This is a genomic window from Leclercia sp. LSNIH8 (assembly GCF_002920195.1).
Lineage (GTDB): Bacteria > Pseudomonadota > Gammaproteobacteria > Enterobacterales > Enterobacteriaceae > Enterobacter.
On record NZ_PQJY01000001.1, the window covers coordinates 739079 to 758793 of the forward strand.

Here is a 19715-nt window from a genome sequence, read left to right on the forward strand (position 1 = left end):
GGTCAGGCATGGATAAGGGGAGGGAGTATGGCAAATGTCTGCATCATCGCGTGGGTTCACGGCACGGTTCAGGGTGTGGGCTTTCGTTACAGCACGCAGCGAGAAGCCACGGAGCTGGGGCTGACCGGTTACGCGCGTAATATGGATGACGGCAGCGTCGAAGTGGTGGCCTGCGGCGAGGCGGAACAGGTCGATAAACTGCTCGCCTGGCTTAAGGCGGGCGGGCCGCGCATTGCTCGGGTTGAAAAGGTTCTGTCAGAACCGCATCAACCCGGCCGGGAATACGTGAACTTCGGTATTCGCTATTAAATGCACTTCACGGGCTTAGGCAGGCCGGCGATTTTGGTCGCCTGTTTTGCCGGGCCTTTCGGGAACAGACGATACAGATAGCGGCTGTTGCCTTTCTCCTCGCCATACTTATTGGCCATCGCTTTGACCAGCATGCGGATGGCGGGGGAGGTGTTAAATTCCAGATAGAAGTCGCGCACAAAGCGCACCACTTCCCAGTGCTCTGGCGTCAGGGCAATAGACTCTTTTTCGGCGATAATCGCCGCCAGCCCTTCGCTCCACTGGCTGGTCTCTTTCAGATAGCCTTCGCTATCGGTCTCAATCTCTTTACCTTCAAAGTTCAGCATAATCATCACGAAATTATCGAAAACCGCGACAGTTTACCAAAAAAGAAAGCCCCGCATAAGCGGGGCTTGTTACAGAGCACTGTCGGTTAATCGCGGCTGGCGAAGCCCAGAATGCTCAACAGGCTGACGAAGATGTTGTACAGCGACACATACAGGCTCACGGTAGCGCGGATGTAGTTCGTCTCACCGCCATGAATGATGTTGCTGGTTTCCATCAGGATCGCCCCGGAGGAGATCAGGATGAATACGGCGCTGATAGCCAGGTGCAGGGCCGGTAACTGCAGGAAGATGTTCGCCACCATACCGATCAGTACTACCACGATGCCCGCCATCAGCATACCGCCGAGGAAGGACATGTCTTTGCGGGTGGTCAGCACGTAGGCAGAGCAGCAGAAGAAGACCAGCGCGGTACCGCCCAGCGCCAGGCCGATCAGATCGCCCATACCGGCAGACAGGTAGGTGTTAAGCATTGGCCCCAGGATGTAGCCCAGGAAACCGGTGAAGGCGAACGCCGACAAAATACCTACCGGCTTGTTAGCCGTTTTGTAGGTCAGGAACATCAGACCATACATACCAACCAGAGTCAGGATCAGCCCCGGCGATGGCAGCATCAGCACGGTGCTGGCGGTGGCCGTCAGCGCGGAGAAGGCCAGCGTCAGGCTGAGCATAAAGTAGGTGTTGCGCAGCACCTTGTGGGTGCTGAGTAGCGATGTGCGGTCGCGTGAAGAACTAATAATACGATCCATGAGTCACTCTCTTATGACAGATGTAATTGACGGCAAGAATAGAAAACGACGCGCCGCTTATAAAATGGTTTTACCCATCTTTACTCAGCATCTTAGGTGTTGAGGTAGCATGAAATGTTCCGTAACCTGCGCAATGTAGCACGAATCACTGTTTGTCAGGATTAATCAGATCAAGCTCTTATAGGTCACTGAAATATATTGCCTTATTCCTGACTCAACGCTAAGAGTTATTTTGCGTCGACAAAACGAAACAATAAGGCGAAGGACATGAAACCCTCATCACAAGCAACATTTACGCTCTCTTTACTGACGGCAGGCATCCTGTGCGCAAGCACAACGGCGTTCGCCGCCAGTGTACCGGCAGGAACAGAGCTGGCAGAGAAGCAGGAACTGGTCAGGAATAATGGCAATGAACCGGCATCGCTCGATCCGCATAAAGTCGAAAGCGATGTCGAATTCAATATTATCAGCGATATATTCGATGGGCTGGTGAGCGTCTCGCCGCAGGGTGAGATCCAGCCGCGGCTGGCCGAGAAATGGGAGAACAAAGACAACACCGTCTGGACCTTCCATCTCCGCCCGGGGATAACCTGGAGCGACGGTACAGCGATTACTGCCCAGGACGTAGTCTGGAGCTGGCAGCGGCTGGTGGACCCGAAAACCGTCTCGCCGTATGCCAGCTTCCCCGGCAATATGCATATGGTCAACGCCGCCGATATCGCCGAAGGGAAAAAAGCCCCTGATACCCTGGGGGTGAAGGCGCTGAACGACACCACCCTGGAAGTGACGCTGGATCAGCCCAACGCGGCATTTCTTGCCATGCTGGCGCACCCGTCGCTGGTGCCGGTGGATAAGGTCCTGATTGGTCGCTACGGCGATAAATGGTCCAGGCCGGAACACTTTGTTGGCAGCGGGGCCTATACCCTCAAGCAGTGGGTGGTCAACGAGCGGATTGTCGCCGAGCGCAACCCGCGCTACTGGGACAATGCCCATACGGTGATCAACAAGGTGACTTATCTGCCCATCACCTCCGAAGCCGCCGACGTGAACCGCTACAGGGCGGGTGAAATCGATATCGCTTATACGCTGCCTATCAATCAGTTCGCGCAGCTGCAAAAAACGCTGGGCAAAGAGGTGGATGTCTCGCCGCAGCTGGCAACCTACTACTACCAGTTCAATACCTCCCGTCCGCCGTTTAACGATCCGCGCGTACGCAAGGCGCTGAACCTGGCGCTGGATAAAGAGATTATTGCCGGGAAGGTGCTGGGGCAGGGGCAGCGTCCGGCGTGGGTGATTAGCCAGCCGGATATCGGCGGGGTGAAACTGAAAAATCCGGATTACGCCAGCTGGCCGATGGATAAACGCATTGCCGAAGCGAAAAAACTGCTGAACGAAGCTGGCTTTAACGACGGTCACCCGCTCAGCTTTAACCTCCTGTATAACACCTCGGAATCCCACCAGCGGATTGCCATTGCCGTCAGCTCGATGTGGAAGAAAAACCTCGGTGTGGAGGCGAAGCTGCAAAACCAGGAGTGGAAAACGATGCTGGACACCATGCACACCCACAATTTTGACGCGGTGCGCTACGCCTGGATCGCCGATTTCGACGATGCGGCGACTTTCCTGAATAACTTCCGTACCGGTGACAGTCAGAACACCAGCCAGTACAGCAATGCCGCCTATGACGAGGCGCTGGCCAATGCCGCGAAAGCGAAAACCACTGCCGAGCGCGGGGCATTTTACCAGCAGGCAGAAGATCTGCTGGCGCGGGATGTCCCGGCGATCCCGGTCTATCACTACGTGCGTACCCATCTGGTGAAGCCGTGGGTGGGCGGATTTACGCCGGATAAGCTGGGGTACTACTTCACCAAAGATATGTATATCAAAAAACATTGAGCGGTCTGTGCGTGATTTTGTGCTGATAAAATGGTCAGGATGTTGGCTATTCAACCGATTAAACGCATTTTGACTATTTTTCAGGCGAACGATCGCGGGCACGCTTTACAGGGCGCAAGGAGGTGTTTATAGTTCGCCTCATTCTGGAAGTGTGGCCGAGCGGTTGAAGGCACCGGTCTTGAAAACCGGCGACCCGAAAGGGTTCCAGAGTTCGAATCTCTGCGCTTCCGCCAGATTAGATAAGCCCTGCGATAGCAATATCGCGGGGCTTTTTCTTTTGTCGTTTTACCTGCCCGATGACGTTATGTCAGTCAACTAAAGATCCGATCCCGACAAATTAACCTTTGCCCTGGCGGCGACAGACAACGACGAACAGCCGGCGGAGCAACACCGATACTATCGTGCGGAAGTCTACCTCAAAGAAGGGGGACAGAATTACGACGTGATGAGCTGGAACCAGGAGCAGCTGATTAACGATATTCTCGACCAGTACGAAAAGCATCTCCACTTCTTGCATCTGGTTCGTTAACATCACTATGCCGCCTCCTCAGGCGGCATTTTTTATGCCCAACTACGCGGCTATGCCGTGTTTGAACGCCCCCTTTAAAAACCTTCTTCTATACTCAGTTACGTTTAGTGATCTATGCCGCTGTTTTTCTTACTGCCTGAGTTTTTCGCTATTGCCCATGCAAGTCGCAGCCGCATAAATCCACGAGCCTGAATTATTGGTTAATTTTTGTTTTGATAGGGGGAGTTCCTGGTATGTTACATTCTCAATCCTCCCGCGCTGGCACGATATTGCTGCTGCTGGCTGCGGTCATTGGCGTCGCGGTGGCGTTATACGCCTGGCTGACGCCCCTTACCGGCGTTACCGATACCATCGGTGCGTTGGGCGTCGCCATTGCCAGCGCGGTACTGGCGGTACTGACCTTGATGTTACGTGCCGCATCTGGCCGTGGGGCGCGTATCTTTCTGATTATCGTCACCCTCGTGGTACTCATTGGTATTGGATTCGCCGCCGCGCTGCTGCACCAGTACATCATTACTGCAGCGATGGTGGTCGGCCTGATTGGTCTGATTATGCTGAGCAGCAAGCCCGTTCACCACAATACCCGCGTCAGAGCCTGAGGAGTCCCACCCGTGTATAACGATAAACACTACCCCTTCATGAAAGTCAGCATGACGGCGCTGGCGCTGCTGATCGCGCCACTCTTTGTGCAGGCGCAGGATAAAGCCACTGAGGCCTCTCAGGGAACGCAAGAACAGCTCAACGTAGATGCAGCGGATCAACAGGCGCCGGGAACCACCAAAACCACCGATGAAGCCTCTACCGGGCAGAGCGAGGGACAAAAAGTGGCTTCGGCTGAGCAACCAGCGACCCCGCTGGTGCCCTCTGCCGCCACCTGGGACAGCTTCCACGGACAGCTTAACGCGCAGAAATACAGCCCGTTGACCCAGATCACGGCGGAGAACGTCGGTAAATTGACGAAAATCTGGGAGTTCCATACCGGCGATGTGTCGGATGGTAAAGGCGACACCCCTGCAACCGTCTGGTCAGCAACGCCCATTTTTGCTAACGAGACGCTCTATATCGGTACCCCTTTCGATCGCCTGATTGCGCTGGATCCGGGCACCGGGAAAGAGAAGTGGCACTACGACACGAAGTCTTCGCGTAAAGCGCTAACCCAGCCGGTGCTGAAAAACCGCGGCGTCTCTTACTGGCAGGCCAAAGAGCCAGTCGCCGGCGAAGCCTGCCAGAAGATCGTCTATATGGGCACCGTGGACGGCAAGCTCTTTGCGCTGGATGCCGATTCAGGCAAACCCTGCACCGGCTTTGCGAACAACGGCGTGCTGGATGTGAATCAGTGGAACACCGTTAACGCCAAATTCCCGCTCTCCATCCTGCAACCGCCAACGGTGGTGGGTAACCATCTGCTGGTGGGCTGGGCCGGCAAAGACTGGGCTTACGCCGAAGCACCTCCGGGCACCGTATTTTCTATCAATGCCCAGACCGGCGAGCGGGAATGGTCATTCGAGGCGATCCCGGAAGAGATTCGCCAGCGCACCGGGACGGCTAACGTCTGGACGCACATGTCCGCCGACGAGGCCAACGGCCTGGTTTATCTGCCGGTTTCCTCTCCGTCGCCTAACTACTGGGGCGGTAACCGTGTCGACGCGATCCCGCTTGGCACCTCGACAACCGCGCTGGACATCAATACCGGTAAAGTGGTCTGGTCCCGCCAGTGGGTGCATCACGACGTGTGGGATTACGATATCAACTCCGCGCCAACGCTGATGGATATCACCGTAGACGGCAAGCAGATCCCGGCCCTGGTACAGGCCACCAAGCAGGGCTTCCTGTTTGTGGTTAACCGCCTGACGGGGGAGGACGTCTGGCCTATCGAAGAGCGTCCGGTGCCGCAGGGCGACGGTTCGGTGCAGGGGGAAAAACTTTCGCCAACCCAGCCGTTCCCGACCAAGCCTGCACCGCTGCTCGATCAGTCGAAAAAGCCGGAGATCTGGAAGCTGGCCGATATGGTGGGTGCCGGTCAATGCTCCCGCCTGTGGGATAACCTGGCCTATGAGGGGATGTACACACCGCCTACCGCCAAAGGCGAGGGGGCGCTGACCTACCCGGACAGCGCCGGTGGCGTGCAGTGGGGCGGGGTGGCGTTCGATCCGAATAAGCAGATCGCTATCGTCAACACCTCGCATATTGTGCAGTACGTGAAGCTCTATAGCCGCGAAGATTACGATAAAGCCGATAAAACCGCCGGTAACGAGAGCGGCTTTGCACCGCAGGAAGGCGCGCCTTACGGCATGCGTCTGCTGGTCGCCAATAACTGGCTGGGCATGCCGTGCTGGAAACCGCCGTTTGGTGAAATCGTCGCGCTGGATATGCATACGGGTGACGTGAAGTGGCGTCGTCCGGTTGGCGCCTCGCAGCAGTACGGCTTCTTTATGCCGGAAAGCTGGGGCTCCCCAACCATCGGCGGCCCGGCTATCACCGCGGGTGGGGTGATCTTCATCGGTGCCTCTATGGATGCCAAAGTACGCGCTTATTCCGTGGAAAGCGGTGAAGAGCTATGGTCCGATCAGGTTGAAGCCCCGGCTGTGGCGAACCCGTCGGTCTATGAGTACAAAGGGCGTCAGTATGTGGCGTTTGTCGCGGGCGGGAATACGATCCTGAAGGATCAGGTAGGCGACCAGGTTGTGGTTTACGCCCTGCCTGAATAATTCCTCGTCGCGCAATGTCATCATAATGGGGCCTGCGGGCCCCTTTTTATATTCACTGCTCACTCAATACGGACACTGACTCATCAACCATTGCCCGACAATGGGCCATAATGTTTCCGCACAGCGCGTGCGGAAAAAACCCATATGCCCCACGCCGGGCAGGCCAAAATCCGCATGACGGATCTCCCGGCGGTCAATTATTGCGTTTTTGACCGGCTCTATCAGGCGCGTAATGGCCTCAGGATTAGCCCACGGATCGTCATCAAACCCCATAACCATCAGAGGGAGCCTGACCTCAGCCGCTCTTCGACGCGCATCCCAGTCAGGATCGTCGTAGAAGTAACCCGGCATGGCGCTCCAGCGCCCCCATTGCAGCATGACAGGCGCCGGTAAATCTTCTCCCAACCCGAGGCGTTTTGCCGGCATATAACCAAATATACGGCAGAGGAGCGGACCGAGAACGCGCAGCAAGCACCAGACGCGCACTTTTTCCGCCGTCTGTTTTATAGAACGGGTCACCCCGGCGTGGGATGCCACAATGGCCGCAGCCTGAAGATGCCGGGTAGCCGTCGACAGCAGAACGGCGTGCCCACCCACGCTGTGCCCAACCGCCAGCAGGCTAAGATCGGGGAAACGTGACCTGGCCCAGGCCGTGATGCAACCCACATCCTGCTCCATCCAGTCTGACATGGAGACGTTACAGCTGCGGAGCATGACTGATTTAGAGCGACCTACCCCCCGATAGTCATACGTCAGGACACTGAATCCATACTCGTAAAGATACTCAGCGAAACGCTGATAAAATTCCTGTACAACCGCTGTCGCGGGGTGAAGGATAACCAGCGCACGGGCATCTTCTCTCTCCCAAAGCGTGGCAGCGAGAGAGTCGCCTTCATTTGTCGGGATTATTATCGAATGCATAGGTAAACCTTGGTTGAGTGGTCATACCAGTTATGAATAAAAGACAATAACTGCTTCTGATGAGTCTGGCGATTTTTTCTTGTCCGGAATTTGACGGTCGTCAGCAGAAGATGATGTGCGCGGGGTTGTACAAAAGGCGAACACATTCAATTTCCTGCATTTTTTGCTTTACATAACCTCCAGAGATGTTTATAGTGCGCCTCACTCTGGAAGCGTGGCCGAGCGGTTGAAGGCACCGGTCTTGAAAACCGGCGACCCGAAAGGGTTCTAGAGTTCGAATCTCTACGCTTCCGCCAAATTTAAAAACCCTGCGATAGCAATATCGCAGGGTTTTTTGCTTTTGTGCTTTTTCAGCAAAAGTTGACGTCTCCTGCGCAACTTATTTCCCTGGTTGAAGGTAAGCGCTGTCATAAATTTTATCGATACGTGATTTTGCCGCTAACATCATTTTCATCGAAACATGATTGATCTAACATAAAATTATCTACTCTGCGGACATGAGGCTAAGTGCTACATTGAATGATAAAAAGAAAAGCACCATCAAAGATGTCGCTGCTTTAGCCGAAGTATCAATCGGTGTTGTCTCCCGTGTATTGAATCCCGGAACCGGTTCAGTTTCCGAACGTACCCGGCAGCGGATTATCGCTGCCATGCAAACCCTAAATTACACCCCGCAGAGCGCCGCGCGTGAACTCAAGACAAACCTGAACAATACCCTCGGCTTGGTTGTGGCCGACATCAGTAATGACTTTTTCTCTGAAATTTCGGATCTCATTGTACGGCGCGCTCGCGAAATGGCGATGAACGTCATCCTGGTCACGACGCAGGAAGATCCCTTGCTTGAGCGAGAAAGCCTGGAAATGTTGATGCAAAAGCGGGTCAAAGCCATCATCGCAACGCCGACAAGCGCTAATAAGGATATGTGGCAATCGATCAGCAACATGGGGATAGCGATCGTATTTATCGATCGCTATCTGGAGGATTTTACAGGCGCCAGTGTTATTGGGTTTAACAATGAAACCTCTGCTCGCCAGGCGACCACTTATCTGGTCGAGCAAGGCCATCGGCGTATTGGGTGGATAAGTGGGCCCATCAATACATCCACTTCTTTGCAAAGACTGGAAGGTTACAAGAAAGGTCTGCAGGCGCAGGGAATTGAATGCAATAAACAGCTTATCGCAGTAAAGAATTTTCGCGATCCGCTCGCCAGCCAGTCGCTTGATGAATTGCTGTCGCTTGCAGAACCACCGACAGCAATCATTATTGGCAATACGTCAATCGCACCGGTCATCATGTCGCGGATCCGCGAGCTAAAATTGGCTGTGCCCGATGACCTTTCCGTCATCGTTTATCATGACAGTCACTGGAGTCGCCTGCTGAGCCCGTCCATCAGCGTTATAAAACATCCCCTTGAAGAACTGGCCAGTAAAGCACTGTTGAGTTTATCCGGTGAACAGCAAAAACCCTGCGAACTGGATAGCATATTAGTTAAAAGAGAAAGTGTTTCCAGAATTAAATAGCCACCTTATTTAAACGCTGAATTTGCTTAATAATGGCGCAATGATCCAGGTCACCCTCTCCGGCATCAATCATCTGGCTGAAGAGTTGATTCACTGTTTCTGTTAACGGTAGGGTCAAATTAAGCTGCTTTGCCAGTGCCACCGCACTGCGCGTATCTTTAAGCTGCCACTTTGCAGCGCCCCGAGCTTTAAAATCCCCTTTAACCATGCGTTCGCCCTGGTGTTGCAATAATTTGGAATCTGCAAACCCGCCGAGTAGGGCTTCGCGCACTTTTTCTGGATTGGCGCCGCCGCGTTGCGCGAGAGTAAAAGCTTCCGACAATAAACTTAAGGTTCCGGCGACAATAATCTGGTTTGCAAGTTTGGTGAGCTGACCGGCTCCAACTTCTCCGACATGCGTGACTTTCCCCAGGTGTGATAGCAAAGGACGAATGCTATCAATGAGCTGCCTGTCTCCTCCCGCCATTAAGGATAATGACCCTTTCTCCGCGCCTGTTGTTCCGCCGGAAACAGGGAGATCGACATAATGAGCCTGAACACTATGGGCCTTACGTGCTTGCTCAACCACAATGTCCGGCGACAGGGTACTCATCATGAGGATGATTGTCTCTGGACCAATGTACTGAAGTGCGTCGTGATTGAATATCACCTCATCGCACGCCGTGGCATCGCTTAACAAACAGATGATGAGCTCACTGTCTGCCAGTAACTGCGAAGCAGATTGTTCGATCTTTACGCCAGCGCTTGCCAGTTGTAGCGCTTTTTCTTGCGACCTGTTCCATACCGTGACCGGATATCCGGCAGCGACAAGTCGACGCGCCACAGGTTGTCCCATCAACCCCGTACCCAACAAGCCAATACGCATTTCGCTTTTCATTTGTCCTCCTGATATACCCGCAACAGTAGCCGTTGCGGGTATCACCCTGTTTATAATCCCGCAAGATTGACCATTTGCTTGCGCAATTCGACGATATCCAGATTGTTGTCAAAATGAACATCGGAGAAACGAATCGCCTTATCTTTTGCGACATCCTTCACCAGTCGGACATGATGGGCCAGCCCCATTGGCAAGAAATCTTGTGCCACACTGATGCTGGCTGGCAAGGCGTTGGCCCAGACAGTAAACCCGCCTTCACCATCCAGCATCTCACCCGCTTTGAGATCGCGTTTTGCCGTTGCAACCGCATCGCCCCGGAAACTTAATGCTGTCCCGGTAGCTTCTCCTCGTAATACCGCGGAGAGAATACTGATGCTGGTTTCCAGACCAATCAGATGGAAAGGGCGCCACATCGATGCGTACCAGCCGCTTGGGTCGGTCAGTAATCCGTACTGTTTGAAACAGGCCCGGCTGTATTCATCCCGGGCTTTAAATGTCACGAAAACGCCGTAGCGGATATTGTTAAGCACCTCACGTCCGTCAGGCTCCTGACTGGCTGCGATATCCACAAGCCCACTGCGGCCCAGGCGCCCGCCATCAGATGCCGGAGAGAAGACCCGCGCCAGGTCATGCACCCCGGTTGGGGGAAATTCCAGTCCGTTATCGGGACAGTCTAATCCGGTTGCGTTGGCGACAGCCGCCATCTCAATGGCCGCTTTGGTACCATCGGTAAACGAGTTGTACATTTTTGGGTTAAAGTCCCCGGCAGCAACTTCTTCGTCAGACCAGCCAAAGAACCCCCAGACGGTATCCGGTGTGGAGTAGCGGTATCGCGGTTCGTAATTCATCCCTTTACCTGCGGCAACGATTTCAAAGCCACAGGCTTTAGCCCAGTCAACCAGTTCACAAATGATCGCCGGTTGATCACCATAAGCCATGCTGTAAATCACCCCGTTCTGGCGCGCACGTTCCGCTATCAAAGGCCCGCACAACACGTCGGCTTCCACATTTACCATCACCACGTGTTTTCCATTTTCGACCGCATGGAGAGCATGACGAGTGCCGGCCAGAGGATGTCCCGTCGCTTCAACTATGCAGTGGATTTGCTCACACCGGATCAGCTGTTCTGCATCCTCAACGACGCAGGTTGTGCCTTCGCGTAAAGCTGCTTCGATGTTATGCGCCTGATACTGCGATTCTGGCCATCCCACACGCGCCAGGGCAGCACGGGCTTTCTGGACATCCAGGTCTGCAACGGCCACCACATGCAGTCCTTCCAGGTGCCGCAGTTGGGCAAGTACCATCGAACCAAATTTGCCGGCGCCGATAATGCCCACACGAACAGGCTGTGCTGAACCCGATTTTGCGGCACAGGCACGCTCAGCTAACAATGCTGCTAAGTTCATTTTCTACTCCTTTAAGGGGGATGGATTAACGCCAGCCAGCAATCTGACGGCGATTTCTGCTCATGAGATAAATCAGCAACGGCGAGAACAAAACCAGGACAGCTAACAGATAGAGACCGCTCTGTGATTTACCGGAAATCGAGATAACGAGGCCAACCAGGAAGGGTCCGAAGAACCCACCAATATTGCCAATTGAGTTAATCAGTGCCATGCCACCGGCACAGCCTCGGCTGGTAAGAAAGGATGCTGGAAGGGTATAAAACGTCGGCACGCATGACAGCATACCCACCGTCGAAAGTGTTAACCCCACCATGGATATCACGGGTGAGTCGCTGATAGCGGCGACCACAAATCCGACAGAAAAGAGCAGCGATGGAAGAATAAAATGCCAGGTTCGCTCATTGGTTTTATCAGAGTGATTCGACCACCAACACATCACCACCGCGCCTGCGATATAGGGAATCGTGCCCAGCATGCCGACAACAGTATCAGAGTAATCGAAGCGCTTGATGAACTGCGGCATCCAGAAACCGAGGCCTGTGAGACCAATGACGGTAAAGAAATAGGCCATCCCCAGCAGCCAGACCCGTCGGTCTTTGATCATTTCCCTGAAACCGGAGTGCCCGGCGGACAAGGTCGCCTCCTGGTCTTTTTCCATCAGGTCCTGGTAAGCCTGACGCTCTTCGGGTTTAAGCCAGGACGCTTTAGACGGTTTATCGGTAAGATACAGAAAAACCACAACGGATAAGATGACGGGCGGGCAGCCTTCAATTAAAAATAGCCACTGCCAACTCTCCAGCCCCCCAACATTATGGAAATTGTCGAGAATATAACCCGAGATCGGATTGGCGATAATAGCAGCCAGCGGAACCCCTAAATAGTAAATGGAGAAGACCTTAGCCAGCTCCTTTTTGGGAAACCAGGTTGTCAGATAGAAAACAATACCTGGCGCCAGTCCCGCCTCGGCCACGCCCAGTAAAAAGCGCAGGATACTTAGCGTCACCACGCCTTGTGCAAACGCCATCGCCATGGAAATAATGCCCCATGTGATCATGATTCGGGCTAACCAGAAGCGTGCACCGTATCGTTCCAGCAGCACATTGCTGGGAATTTCAAACAGGATATAACCGAAGGAAAATATCCCCACAGCAAACCCAAAATGTTCAGGCGTTAACCCCAGGGATTGATTCATGGTTAACGCGGCCATGCCGATATTTGAGCGATCTATAAACGCAAGCAGATACATCAGCAGTATCAGGGGCATCAGCCGAAATTTGGCTTTTTTTATCGCCCCCCTTGCCAGCGATGAAATTTCTGTTTGGCCTGGCTCAGGCGTAACACCCACACCGGCCAGCGTACTATCGAACTCTTCTACGTGTTTCATGATGTATCCCAGTAGCGTTTAACCCACTGAAAATCACGGAAAAAGCATGAATACCGCGACAGTTTTTAGAAAAAAGTAAAACGTTTTACTTTTTCAAGAGTTTTACGACTGATACAGGAACAGTCAAGAGAAGCGCGGGGAAAGTTAAGAAATTGTGACTAGGTTAACGAGTTGTAAATGATCCTGCTTTTAGGCGGGGAAGGATACCCGTGATGCCACGGGTATCCGAAACATCAGGACTTAAACAGGTTCTTCAGGGTATGCGGCTGGCAACGCAGATACTGTTCCGGCGCATGGACCTGGGCGCCCAGCGCCGCTGCCGCATGCCAAGGCCAGCGTGGGTTATAGAGCGCGCCGCGGGCGATGGCAATAAAATCTGCATCCCCGCTGGCTACGATAGATTCCGCATGCTCGGGCTCGGTGATTAATCCCACCGCCACCACCGGAATATTTACCGCAGCTTTCACCGCCCTTGCCAGCGGCACCTGATAGCCAGGATAGACCTCAATCTTCTGATCCGGATGCAGACCGCCGCTGGAGACGTGGATCACGTCAACGCCGCGCGCTTCCAGCATTCTGGAGAACTCAACCGCTTCTTCAAGGTTGAATCCGCCTTCCACCCAGTCCGTCCCGGAGATACGTACGCTGATGGCTCTCTCCGCCGGGAAGGCTTTCCGCACCGCGTCGACAATTTCCAGTGGGAACCGGGCTCTGTTTTCCAGCGAACCGCCGTAATTATCCGTGCGCTGATTAGAGAGCGGCGATAAAAACTGATGAAGCAGATAGCCGTGGGCGGCGTGGATCTGGATCAGATCGATATTCAGTCTGGCCGCACGTTTTGCGGCCTCAGCGAACTGGTTGCGGATTTCGGCTAAGCCCTCGCTGTCGAGAGCGGTTGGCGGGACATAGCCCTCGTTGTAAGGCACTGCGGAAGGGGCTAACGTCTGCCAGCCCCCTTGCTGGTCGGGTGGAATTTGCTGTCCCCGATGATCCCACGGCTTGTGCGTTGACGCTTTTCTGCCCGCGTGGGCCAGCTGGATGCCAACAGGAATATCGGACCACTTACGCAGGGTGTCCAGCACCCGGCCCATCGCTTCCTCGGTTTTGTCATCATAGAGCCCGACGTCAGCGTAGGTAATGCGGCCTTCCGGGGAGACGGCTGCCGCCTCAATGGTGAGCAGACCCGCGCCGGAGAGGGCCAGTTGCCCCAGGTGAAGGGTATGCCAGTCATTCATGCAGCCCTCTTCGGCAGAATACTGACACATGGGGGCGATCACGATGCGATTGTCGAGTTCAAGATTGCGGATACGTAACGGTGTAAACAGCTTGGGTTGAGACATACATGTCACTCCAGATTGCAGCGTTAGAAACAGGGGAGGGCGATTTTTACCCTTATATATTCATCAACATAACGCAGAGATAACGATAACTGAACCTGCCGTTTATGCAAAAGTCCGTTGCGTCAGACGCAACGCTTTAATGATTACGCTATTCACTTTGCGACGTTGCTGAAAGATGCGCCATCAGAAAATCGACAAACACTTTCACTTTTTTGCTGTTCCTGCGGGTGAGGTGTGCCGTGAGTATGTGGCGGGGGACACGATGCGCACCGTGACATGGGCGGCTTTATCGTTGCGCCAGATAATGGCAGTAAAACATGAAGCGGGCTTTATTTTAAACCCTGCTCAGGGTATTGGTAATAACACTTAAGTTGTCTGTATTGGTATTTTAATGTAAACATTAATATTCGGTTTTTTGTTTATTAGCTCGTTATGAGATTTATCTTAATATTAATTTCACTGCTAGTTTTCCTTTTGGGTATAATTGCAAAGATAGCCAATTTATAGGGCTGAATGTTATTTTTATGTAGCCATTTCTCACCATTGCAGTGCAAGGAAATACAAAAATATTAAGATTAATCAATGATGTCAATGTTGACATGTCAACATTGCCGGTGCGGCTAGTTTTCGCATCAGATACCCGGTTGTTTTTTAGGTATACGGGAAATATCATTTTTATGCGCGTAGGTGGATTAAACGCATTTTATTTTAAATAAAGGGCGATTAATCAGGGAAATAATGCTCTCTGGTTAGCCGGGAGAGGCATTTTAATTTAAAGGGAAACGCAGAAGGGATGAGTTTTAGGACCGGAGGGCATCGGTCAACGTCATCATGAATAACAAGTAAAGTTGAGCGTAATAATGAAGAATCAATTTCGCGTAGCTGCAATTCTGGCGGGCACGCTGGCCTCTGGTGCCGCATTTTCCAATAATATGACCACGAATCCGGGTGCTGCCGCGGGTACGCAAAACACCGGCGGGATTGTGGAGTTCAGCGGTGAAATCGTCGACGCCTCCTGCAATATCACCACCAAAAGCAAAGACGTGCAGGTGGACCTGGGGAAATGGGGCGTAAGCTATTTCACCGCAGCGGGCACCGAAACGACCAAAACCCCTTTCAAAATTGAGGTAGATAACTGTCCGGCGTCGGTGACGACGGTTGCCGTGCTGTTCGATGGTCAAAAAGATGCCCTTGATGCCACCCTGCTGGCGGTGGCCGGTGGGGCGAAAGGTGTGGGTATCAAATTGTATAACAATGGCGCATCCAGCTCTCAGGTTGCCCTGGGGACGGTTTCAGCGAGCGTTCCGGTAGCCTCCGGTAAAGCCACGGTGCCCTTTTCCGCCGACTACGTCTCTACAGAGAAGACCGTTACCCCGGGTGCGGCTAATGGCGTTGCAAACTTCCTGATGGTTTACAACTGATCCCCGCATGAGCAGGCCCTGCGCCTGTTCATTCTCTTTTTTGTCCAATGGTACCTGCACGATGAAACAGCTTTTTGCCGCTGTGATGACCGCTTTTCTTCTGGTCTGCGCCACCGCGCAGGCCGGGGTAGTGATGGGCGGAACTCGCGTGATCTATGAGGAAGGAAAACGCGAAGCCACCATTACGGTGACGAACATGGATACCCGCGTTCCCTATCTGGTGCAGTCGTGGGTGGAAAACCAGGCCGCAGACGATAAACGCCCGGTGCCTTTTGTGGTTACGCCGCCGCTCTTTCGCCTCGATCCTGAGCAGGAGAACGTCCTGCGGATAAGCTTTACCGGGGGCGCATTACCCACAGACCGGGAGTCAGTTTACTGGCTGTGCGTGAAAAACATCGCCCCAACGCAAAAAGCGGCGTCCAACAAGCTCCAGATCAACGTGAAATCGAAGTTCAAGCTCTTCTGGCGGCCAAAAGGGCTGGGCGAGGCCAAAGACGCCTGGCAGAAGCTGACCTTTACCCGGGAGGGTAATCGGCTGGTGGCCCATAACCCGACGCCGTTTTATGTCTCCCTCTACAGCCTGACGGTTGGCGGCAAAGCGATCCCCGAACCGGGCATGATCGCGCCTCAGAGCAGCCAGACGTGGACGGGTGTCGGCACCGGGCAGGTGACGTGGCGCGCCATTAACGACTCTGGCGGTATCACTGACGCCGCGCAACAGTAACCGGGGGCGAGGGTGAAAACGAACACTTCACGCCGCGACGGTGCGTTACTGCTGGCAACGCTCCCCACTGCGCTGTTGATGCTCTCGAGGCCCGGGGTGGTGCGGGCAGAAGATTACTTCGATCCGGCGGCGCTGGAGCTGAGCTCACCGCAGCAAAAAACTGCCGATCTGCACTATTTTGCCACCGCGGGCGGGCAGCAGCCCGGCACGTGGCCGGTCACCATCTGGGTCAATGACCAGCAGGTCAGCGAAGGCAACATTACCTTCGTGGAGGAGGATGGCACCCTCGCACCGGTGCTGACGGCGGCCCAGCTGGCGGAATATGGCGTCAACGTTAGCGCGTTCTCCTCATTTGAACGTCTGCACGACGGGGAGACCTTCACCCGTATCGACCAGTACATCCCCGACGCCAGCAGCCGGTTCGACTTCCCGACCCAGCGGCTGAACCTGAGTATTCCCCAGGCGGCAATGAACGTTCAGCGCGAGGGGGATATTGATCCCGCACGCTGGGATGAGGGAATATCGGCGGCGTTTGTCGACTACACGCTCTCCGGCGCGCAAACCGGGCAATCCACCCATAACGGTCGCTCCACCTTTCTCAACCTGCACAGCGGGGTGAACCTCGGGCCATGGCGGTTGCGCAATACCTCATCCATGCAGTATGACTCCACCCGGCGCTGGCAGTCGCTCAGTACATACCTGCAACGGGACGTCGCCCCGCTGAAAAGCCAGCTGCGGATTGGGGATACCTACACCAGCGGGGAGGTGTTTGACAGCGTGCAGTTTCGCGGCGTCCAGCTGAAGTCAAATGAAGAGATGCTCCCGGACAGCCAGCGCGGTTTTGCTCCGGTGATCCGCGGCGTGGCCCACAGTAACGCCAAAGTGACCATCTCCCAGCATGGCTACGTAATCTACGAAACCTACGTCTCGCCGGGGGCGTTTGCTATTAAGGATCTCTACCCGACCGCGCAGAGCGGCGACCTGGAGGTCAACGTGAAGGAGAGCGACGGTTCGGAGCGCACCTTTACCCAGCCGTTCTCGTCGGTGCCGTTTATGCTGCGGGAGGAGCGGGTAAAATACAGCCTCAGCGCCGGGGGCTTTCACGCAGGCAAGGATGAGAGCCGCACCCCGGCGTTTATCCAGAGCACGCTGTTTTACGGTTTACCGGCAGCCTTTACCCTTTTTGGTGGCACGCAACTGGCCGACGATTATCACGCGCTGGCCCTCGGGGTGGGGCATAGCTTAGGGGAGCTGGGCTCGCTTGGCACCGACGTGACGCTGGCGGGTACCACCACTCCCTCCGGCAAGCGCTACCGCGGCCACTCCCTGCGGGCGCAGTATCAGAAAAGTTTTGCCCGGGTGGGCACCTCGTTCAGCCTCGCCAGCTACCGCTACTCCTCCAGCGGGTTTTACGACTTCAGTGAGGCGATGAGGCTGGAGAAACGTTACGGGCTGGTGGATAACAAACGCACCCGGGAAGAGGTTGCCATCAGCCAGACCCTCGGCGAGATGGGTAACCTGTCATTTTCCGCTTACGTTCAGGATTACTGGCATAACCAGAGCAGCGACAAAACGCTCCATGCCGGTTTTTACAGCGCCTGGAAAGGGATCTCCTGGGGGCTGGGCTACTACTACACCCAGTCCAGCGGACACAATAATCCCGATCGCTCTGGTCCTTCAATATCACCATTCCGCTGGGAGGGTCGCTTGCCAGCAGTTCGGTGAGCTACACCACCTCGTCGGATAATCGCGGCTATACCTCGCACCAGGTGTCGATGTATGGCTCGGTGCCGAAGAGCCCGAATCTCTACTACGCCGTGCAACAGGGCTACGCCAGCCAGGGGCAGGGGAGTAACAGCGGCGCATCCCTCGACTACCACGGCGGCTATGGCCAGGCGCAGCTGGGTTATCGGCACGATCGCGACAGCAGCCAGCTCACCTGGGGGGCGTCGGGCTCCATCGTCGCGCATCCGCATGGCATCACATTGGGGCAGAGTCTGGGCGACAGCTTTGCCATCGTGCGTGCGCCGGGAGCGGTCAACGTGGCTGTTCAGAACGGCAGCAACGTTCATACCGACTGGCGGGGTTACGCGGTGGTGCCTGCGCTGATGGCCTGGCACAAAAACGTCATTACCCTTGATACCGAATCGATGACCAGCGACACCGACGTCGAACAGTTCGGCGCGACCGTGATCCCCGGCGGTGGGGCGGTGGTCGAGGCAAACTTCCGGACCCATATCGGCCATCGCGTGCTGTTTACCCTGCATGACCAGTCGGGGCCAGTGCCGTTTGGCGCCAGCGCCCAGCTGGCTGGCGATCGCAACGCCGCCACCGGCATGGTGGCCGACGGCGGAACGGTCTACCTGAGCGGTATTCAGGATACCGGCACCCTGGAGGTGAACTGGAATGACAAAGGGGAGGACCACCGCTGCACGCTGCCTTTCCACATCGCCGCCGACCAGCCGGATACGGTGAAGCGTATTGATGCAGCCTGTTTATCACAATGAGGATATTAACCATGCGGTTAGTCTGTTTACTTCTGACGGTCGCCGGGCTGTTCAGCCCTGGCGTATGGGCGGCTGCCTGCAATGGCGATACCGGCCAGATGACGATTAACGTTCAGAACATCAAATACCTGCCTTCGCTGCGTAACAACACCCAGATGACCAGCATCATGGCCGACAGCGGCAGCGGGTTTCGTTTTAGCTGCGATCAGGAGGCCCGGCAGGCCGGGGCGATAGCGGTGAAATATGAACAGGAGCGCACCGGGAATGAGACCTTCATCAATGGCCGAATGGTGTTTGAGTCGGCCATTCCGGGTATCGGCTATGCCCTGGGCTTTCAGTGTAACGGCGGGCCGATCCACTACCTGGATGGCTCCGGTATGCATGAGACGGAGGTCTGTAACAGCAGCGAGAACCCCGCGCTGCTGCACCAGGAACATATCGTGGTGAAGGCGTTTATCACCTTCTTTAAAACCGGCAACGTCAGCCTGGTCAGCGGCAACCACACCAACGCCTCGCCGTTGGGGGCGGTCGGTAAACTCTATGTCGATATTCCCGGCTCAGGCACAACCGGCACGCCCATCAGCGCCGACCTGACGGCGATGAACGTGGATATCGGCGCGGTGGGCAGTTGTAATGTCACCACCCCGGCCATTTTTGTCGATTTAGGCAAGGTTAACCGCGCCGATTTTAAAGGAGTGGGGCAGACGGCGGGGACGGCGAAGACATTGACCATTCCGGTCTATTGTTCGCAGCCGGCGCAGATCAAAATTGGCTTTTTCGGCACCCCAGCCGCCACCGGCGTCACCGATACGCTGGCCATTACCCCGTCGCCGTCGAGCGCCAGCGGCGTGGGGGTCAGGCTGAGCTACGGCAATAATGGCGCCAGTGCACCGGTCGCGGGCACCGCCCTGCACATCAACGAGGCCGGAAACCTGCCGGGTCTGGGACAGGTGACCGCGACAAATGCGGCCAGCGCCCAGCCTTTCCACTTTGTTGCCCAGCTGGTACAGACCGACCCGACCGTGACGGCGGGGTGGGCAAACACCACTGCCACCTTTGCGCTGGAGTATAACTAGACTTCTGCGAACGGGCATCGGTTCA

16 protein-coding genes, 2 tRNA genes and 2 pseudogenes are annotated in these 19715 nt (G+C 55.0%); 13 read left to right on the forward strand and 7 right to left on the reverse strand.

Translation table 11 applies throughout. The features are described from left to right. Positions 1–27 precede the first annotated feature (27 nt). The gene (gene yccX, locus C3406_RS03585) at positions 28–309 is read left to right on the forward strand and encodes an acylphosphatase (RefSeq protein ID WP_103823338.1); all 282 of its coding nucleotides are present in this window, start codon (positions 28–30) and stop codon (positions 307–309) included. Here yccX and tusE read toward each other — a convergent pair. Further along, entirely contained in the window at positions 306–635 is a 330-nt protein-coding gene (gene tusE / locus C3406_RS03590) for a sulfurtransferase TusE (RefSeq protein WP_103823605.1), read from the reverse strand. The two genes, yccX and tusE, sit on opposite strands and share 4 nt — an antisense overlap. An 86-nt stretch (positions 636–721) precedes the next feature. Further along, positions 722–1381, reverse strand: coding sequence for an FtsH protease modulator YccA (yccA, locus tag C3406_RS03595; protein ID WP_103823337.1), 660 nt, complete (start codon positions 1379–1381; stop codon positions 722–724). Positions 1382–1648: 267 nt separating this feature from the next. On the opposite strand from yccA, the gene C3406_RS03600 reads away from it, so the two are divergent. The 5 genes and pseudogenes from C3406_RS03600 to C3406_RS03620 all read left to right on the forward strand — a co-directional run bounded on the left by C3406_RS03600 (position 1649) and on the right by C3406_RS03620 (position 6514). Continuing rightward, positions 1649–3277, forward strand: a complete 1629-nt coding sequence (locus C3406_RS03600) for an ABC transporter substrate-binding protein (RefSeq protein ID WP_103823336.1) — start codon at positions 1649–1651, stop codon at positions 3275–3277. 145 nt (positions 3278–3422) lie between these two features. Further along, a tRNA-Ser gene (locus C3406_RS03605) sits at positions 3423–3510 on the forward strand. A 110-nt stretch (positions 3511–3620) separates the two neighbouring features. Then, positions 3621–3806, forward strand: a pseudogene (locus C3406_RS03610) (choline transporter); the annotation flags it as partial. 233 nt (positions 3807–4039) lie between these two features. Then, positions 4040–4405: a hypothetical protein gene (locus tag C3406_RS03615; RefSeq protein ID WP_103823334.1), complete on the forward strand. Its 366-nt coding sequence runs from the start codon at positions 4040–4042 to the stop codon at positions 4403–4405. A 12-nt stretch (positions 4406–4417) separates the two neighbouring features. Then, entirely contained in the window at positions 4418–6514 is a 2097-nt protein-coding gene (locus tag C3406_RS03620; RefSeq protein WP_103823333.1) for a pyrroloquinoline quinone-dependent dehydrogenase, read from the forward strand. A gap of 63 nt (positions 6515–6577) precedes the next feature. Here the strand turns inward: C3406_RS03620 and C3406_RS03625 are convergent, their stop codons facing one another. Then, complete coding sequence (locus C3406_RS03625) at positions 6578–7435, reverse strand: alpha/beta hydrolase family protein (protein ID WP_103823332.1); 858 nt, start codon at positions 7433–7435, stop codon at positions 6578–6580. 208 nt (positions 7436–7643) lie between these two features. Here C3406_RS03625 and C3406_RS03630 point away from each other — a divergent pair. Both C3406_RS03630 and C3406_RS03635 read left to right on the forward strand, forming a co-directional pair. Next, a tRNA-Ser gene (locus C3406_RS03630) sits at positions 7644–7731 on the forward strand. 219 nt (positions 7732–7950) lie between these two features. Beyond that, entirely contained in the window at positions 7951–8955 is a 1005-nt protein-coding gene (locus tag C3406_RS03635) for a LacI family DNA-binding transcriptional regulator (RefSeq protein ID WP_158250560.1), read from the forward strand. Here the strand turns inward: C3406_RS03635 and C3406_RS03640 are convergent. From C3406_RS03640 to C3406_RS03655, 4 genes are all read right to left on the reverse strand, one after another. Next, complete coding sequence (locus tag C3406_RS03640) at positions 8948–9832, reverse strand: NAD(P)-dependent oxidoreductase (RefSeq protein ID WP_103823330.1); 885 nt, start codon at positions 9830–9832, stop codon at positions 8948–8950. The two genes, C3406_RS03635 and C3406_RS03640, sit on opposite strands and share 8 nt — an antisense overlap. A 50-nt stretch (positions 9833–9882) precedes the next feature. Further along, positions 9883–11238, reverse strand: a complete 1356-nt coding sequence (locus C3406_RS03645; protein ID WP_103823329.1) for an NAD(P)H-dependent oxidoreductase — start codon at positions 11236–11238, stop codon at positions 9883–9885. A 25-nt stretch (positions 11239–11263) separates the two neighbouring features. After that, positions 11264–12622: an MFS transporter gene (locus C3406_RS03650; RefSeq protein WP_103823328.1), complete on the reverse strand. Its 1359-nt coding sequence runs from the start codon at positions 12620–12622 to the stop codon at positions 11264–11266. Between the two features lie 233 nt (positions 12623–12855). Next, on the reverse strand, positions 12856–13962 hold the full coding sequence (locus C3406_RS03655) for an NADH:flavin oxidoreductase/NADH oxidase (RefSeq protein WP_103823327.1): 1107 nt from the start codon (positions 13960–13962) through the stop codon (positions 12856–12858). Between the two features lie 175 nt (positions 13963–14137). Here C3406_RS03655 and C3406_RS25920 point away from each other — a divergent pair, with 175 nt between their 5' ends. From C3406_RS25920 to C3406_RS03675, 5 genes and pseudogenes are all read left to right on the forward strand, one after another. Then, entirely contained in the window at positions 14138–14332 is a 195-nt protein-coding gene (locus C3406_RS25920; RefSeq protein WP_103823326.1) for a hypothetical protein, read from the forward strand. 490 nt (positions 14333–14822) lie between these two features. After that, positions 14823–15383, forward strand: coding sequence for a fimbrial protein (locus C3406_RS03660; protein ID WP_103823620.1), 561 nt, complete (start codon positions 14823–14825; stop codon positions 15381–15383). Positions 15384–15444: 61 nt separating this feature from the next. Next, complete coding sequence (locus C3406_RS03665) at positions 15445–16107, forward strand: fimbrial biogenesis chaperone (protein WP_103823621.1); 663 nt, start codon at positions 15445–15447, stop codon at positions 16105–16107. Between the two features lie 78 nt (positions 16108–16185). Continuing rightward, positions 16186–18614: pseudogene (locus C3406_RS03670) on the forward strand (fimbria/pilus outer membrane usher protein). Positions 18615–18625: 11 nt separating this feature from the next. Then, entirely contained in the window at positions 18626–19690 is a 1065-nt protein-coding gene (locus C3406_RS03675; RefSeq protein WP_103823622.1) for a fimbrial protein, read from the forward strand. The last annotated feature ends 25 nt before the right edge of the window (positions 19691–19715 follow it).

Bases quoted from the DNA above. Each gene is read 5' to 3' on its own strand.
- C3406_RS03615 (WP_103823334.1), top strand. From the start codon at position 4,040: ATGTTACATTCTCAATCCTCCCGCGCTGGCACGATATTGCTGCTGCTG.
- C3406_RS03655 (WP_103823327.1), bottom strand. From the start codon at position 13,962: ATGTCTCAACCCAAGCTGTTTACACCGTTACGTATCCGCAATCTTGAA.
- C3406_RS25920 (WP_103823326.1), top strand. From the start codon at position 14,138: ATGCGCCATCAGAAAATCGACAAACACTTTCACTTTTTTGCTGTTCCT.
- C3406_RS03625 (WP_103823332.1), bottom strand. From the start codon at position 7,435: ATGCATTCGATAATAATCCCGACAAATGAAGGCGACTCTCTCGCTGCC.
- C3406_RS03640 (WP_103823330.1), bottom strand. From the start codon at position 9,832: ATGAAAAGCGAAATGCGTATTGGCTTGTTGGGTACGGGGTTGATGGGA.
- tusE (WP_103823605.1), bottom strand. From the start codon at position 635: ATGCTGAACTTTGAAGGTAAAGAGATTGAGACCGATAGCGAAGGCTAT.
- C3406_RS03645 (WP_103823329.1), bottom strand. From the start codon at position 11,238: ATGAACTTAGCAGCATTGTTAGCTGAGCGTGCCTGTGCCGCAAAATCG.
- C3406_RS03650 (WP_103823328.1), bottom strand. From the start codon at position 12,622: ATGAAACACGTAGAAGAGTTCGATAGTACGCTGGCCGGTGTGGGTGTT.
- C3406_RS03675 (WP_103823622.1), top strand. From the start codon at position 18,626: ATGCGGTTAGTCTGTTTACTTCTGACGGTCGCCGGGCTGTTCAGCCCT.
- yccX (WP_103823338.1), top strand. From the start codon at position 28: ATGGCAAATGTCTGCATCATCGCGTGGGTTCACGGCACGGTTCAGGGT.
- C3406_RS03665 (WP_103823621.1), top strand. From the start codon at position 15,445: ATGAAACAGCTTTTTGCCGCTGTGATGACCGCTTTTCTTCTGGTCTGC.
- yccA (WP_103823337.1), bottom strand. From the start codon at position 1,381: ATGGATCGTATTATTAGTTCTTCACGCGACCGCACATCGCTACTCAGC.
- C3406_RS03660 (WP_103823620.1), top strand. From the start codon at position 14,823: ATGAAGAATCAATTTCGCGTAGCTGCAATTCTGGCGGGCACGCTGGCC.
- C3406_RS03600 (WP_103823336.1), top strand. From the start codon at position 1,649: ATGAAACCCTCATCACAAGCAACATTTACGCTCTCTTTACTGACGGCA.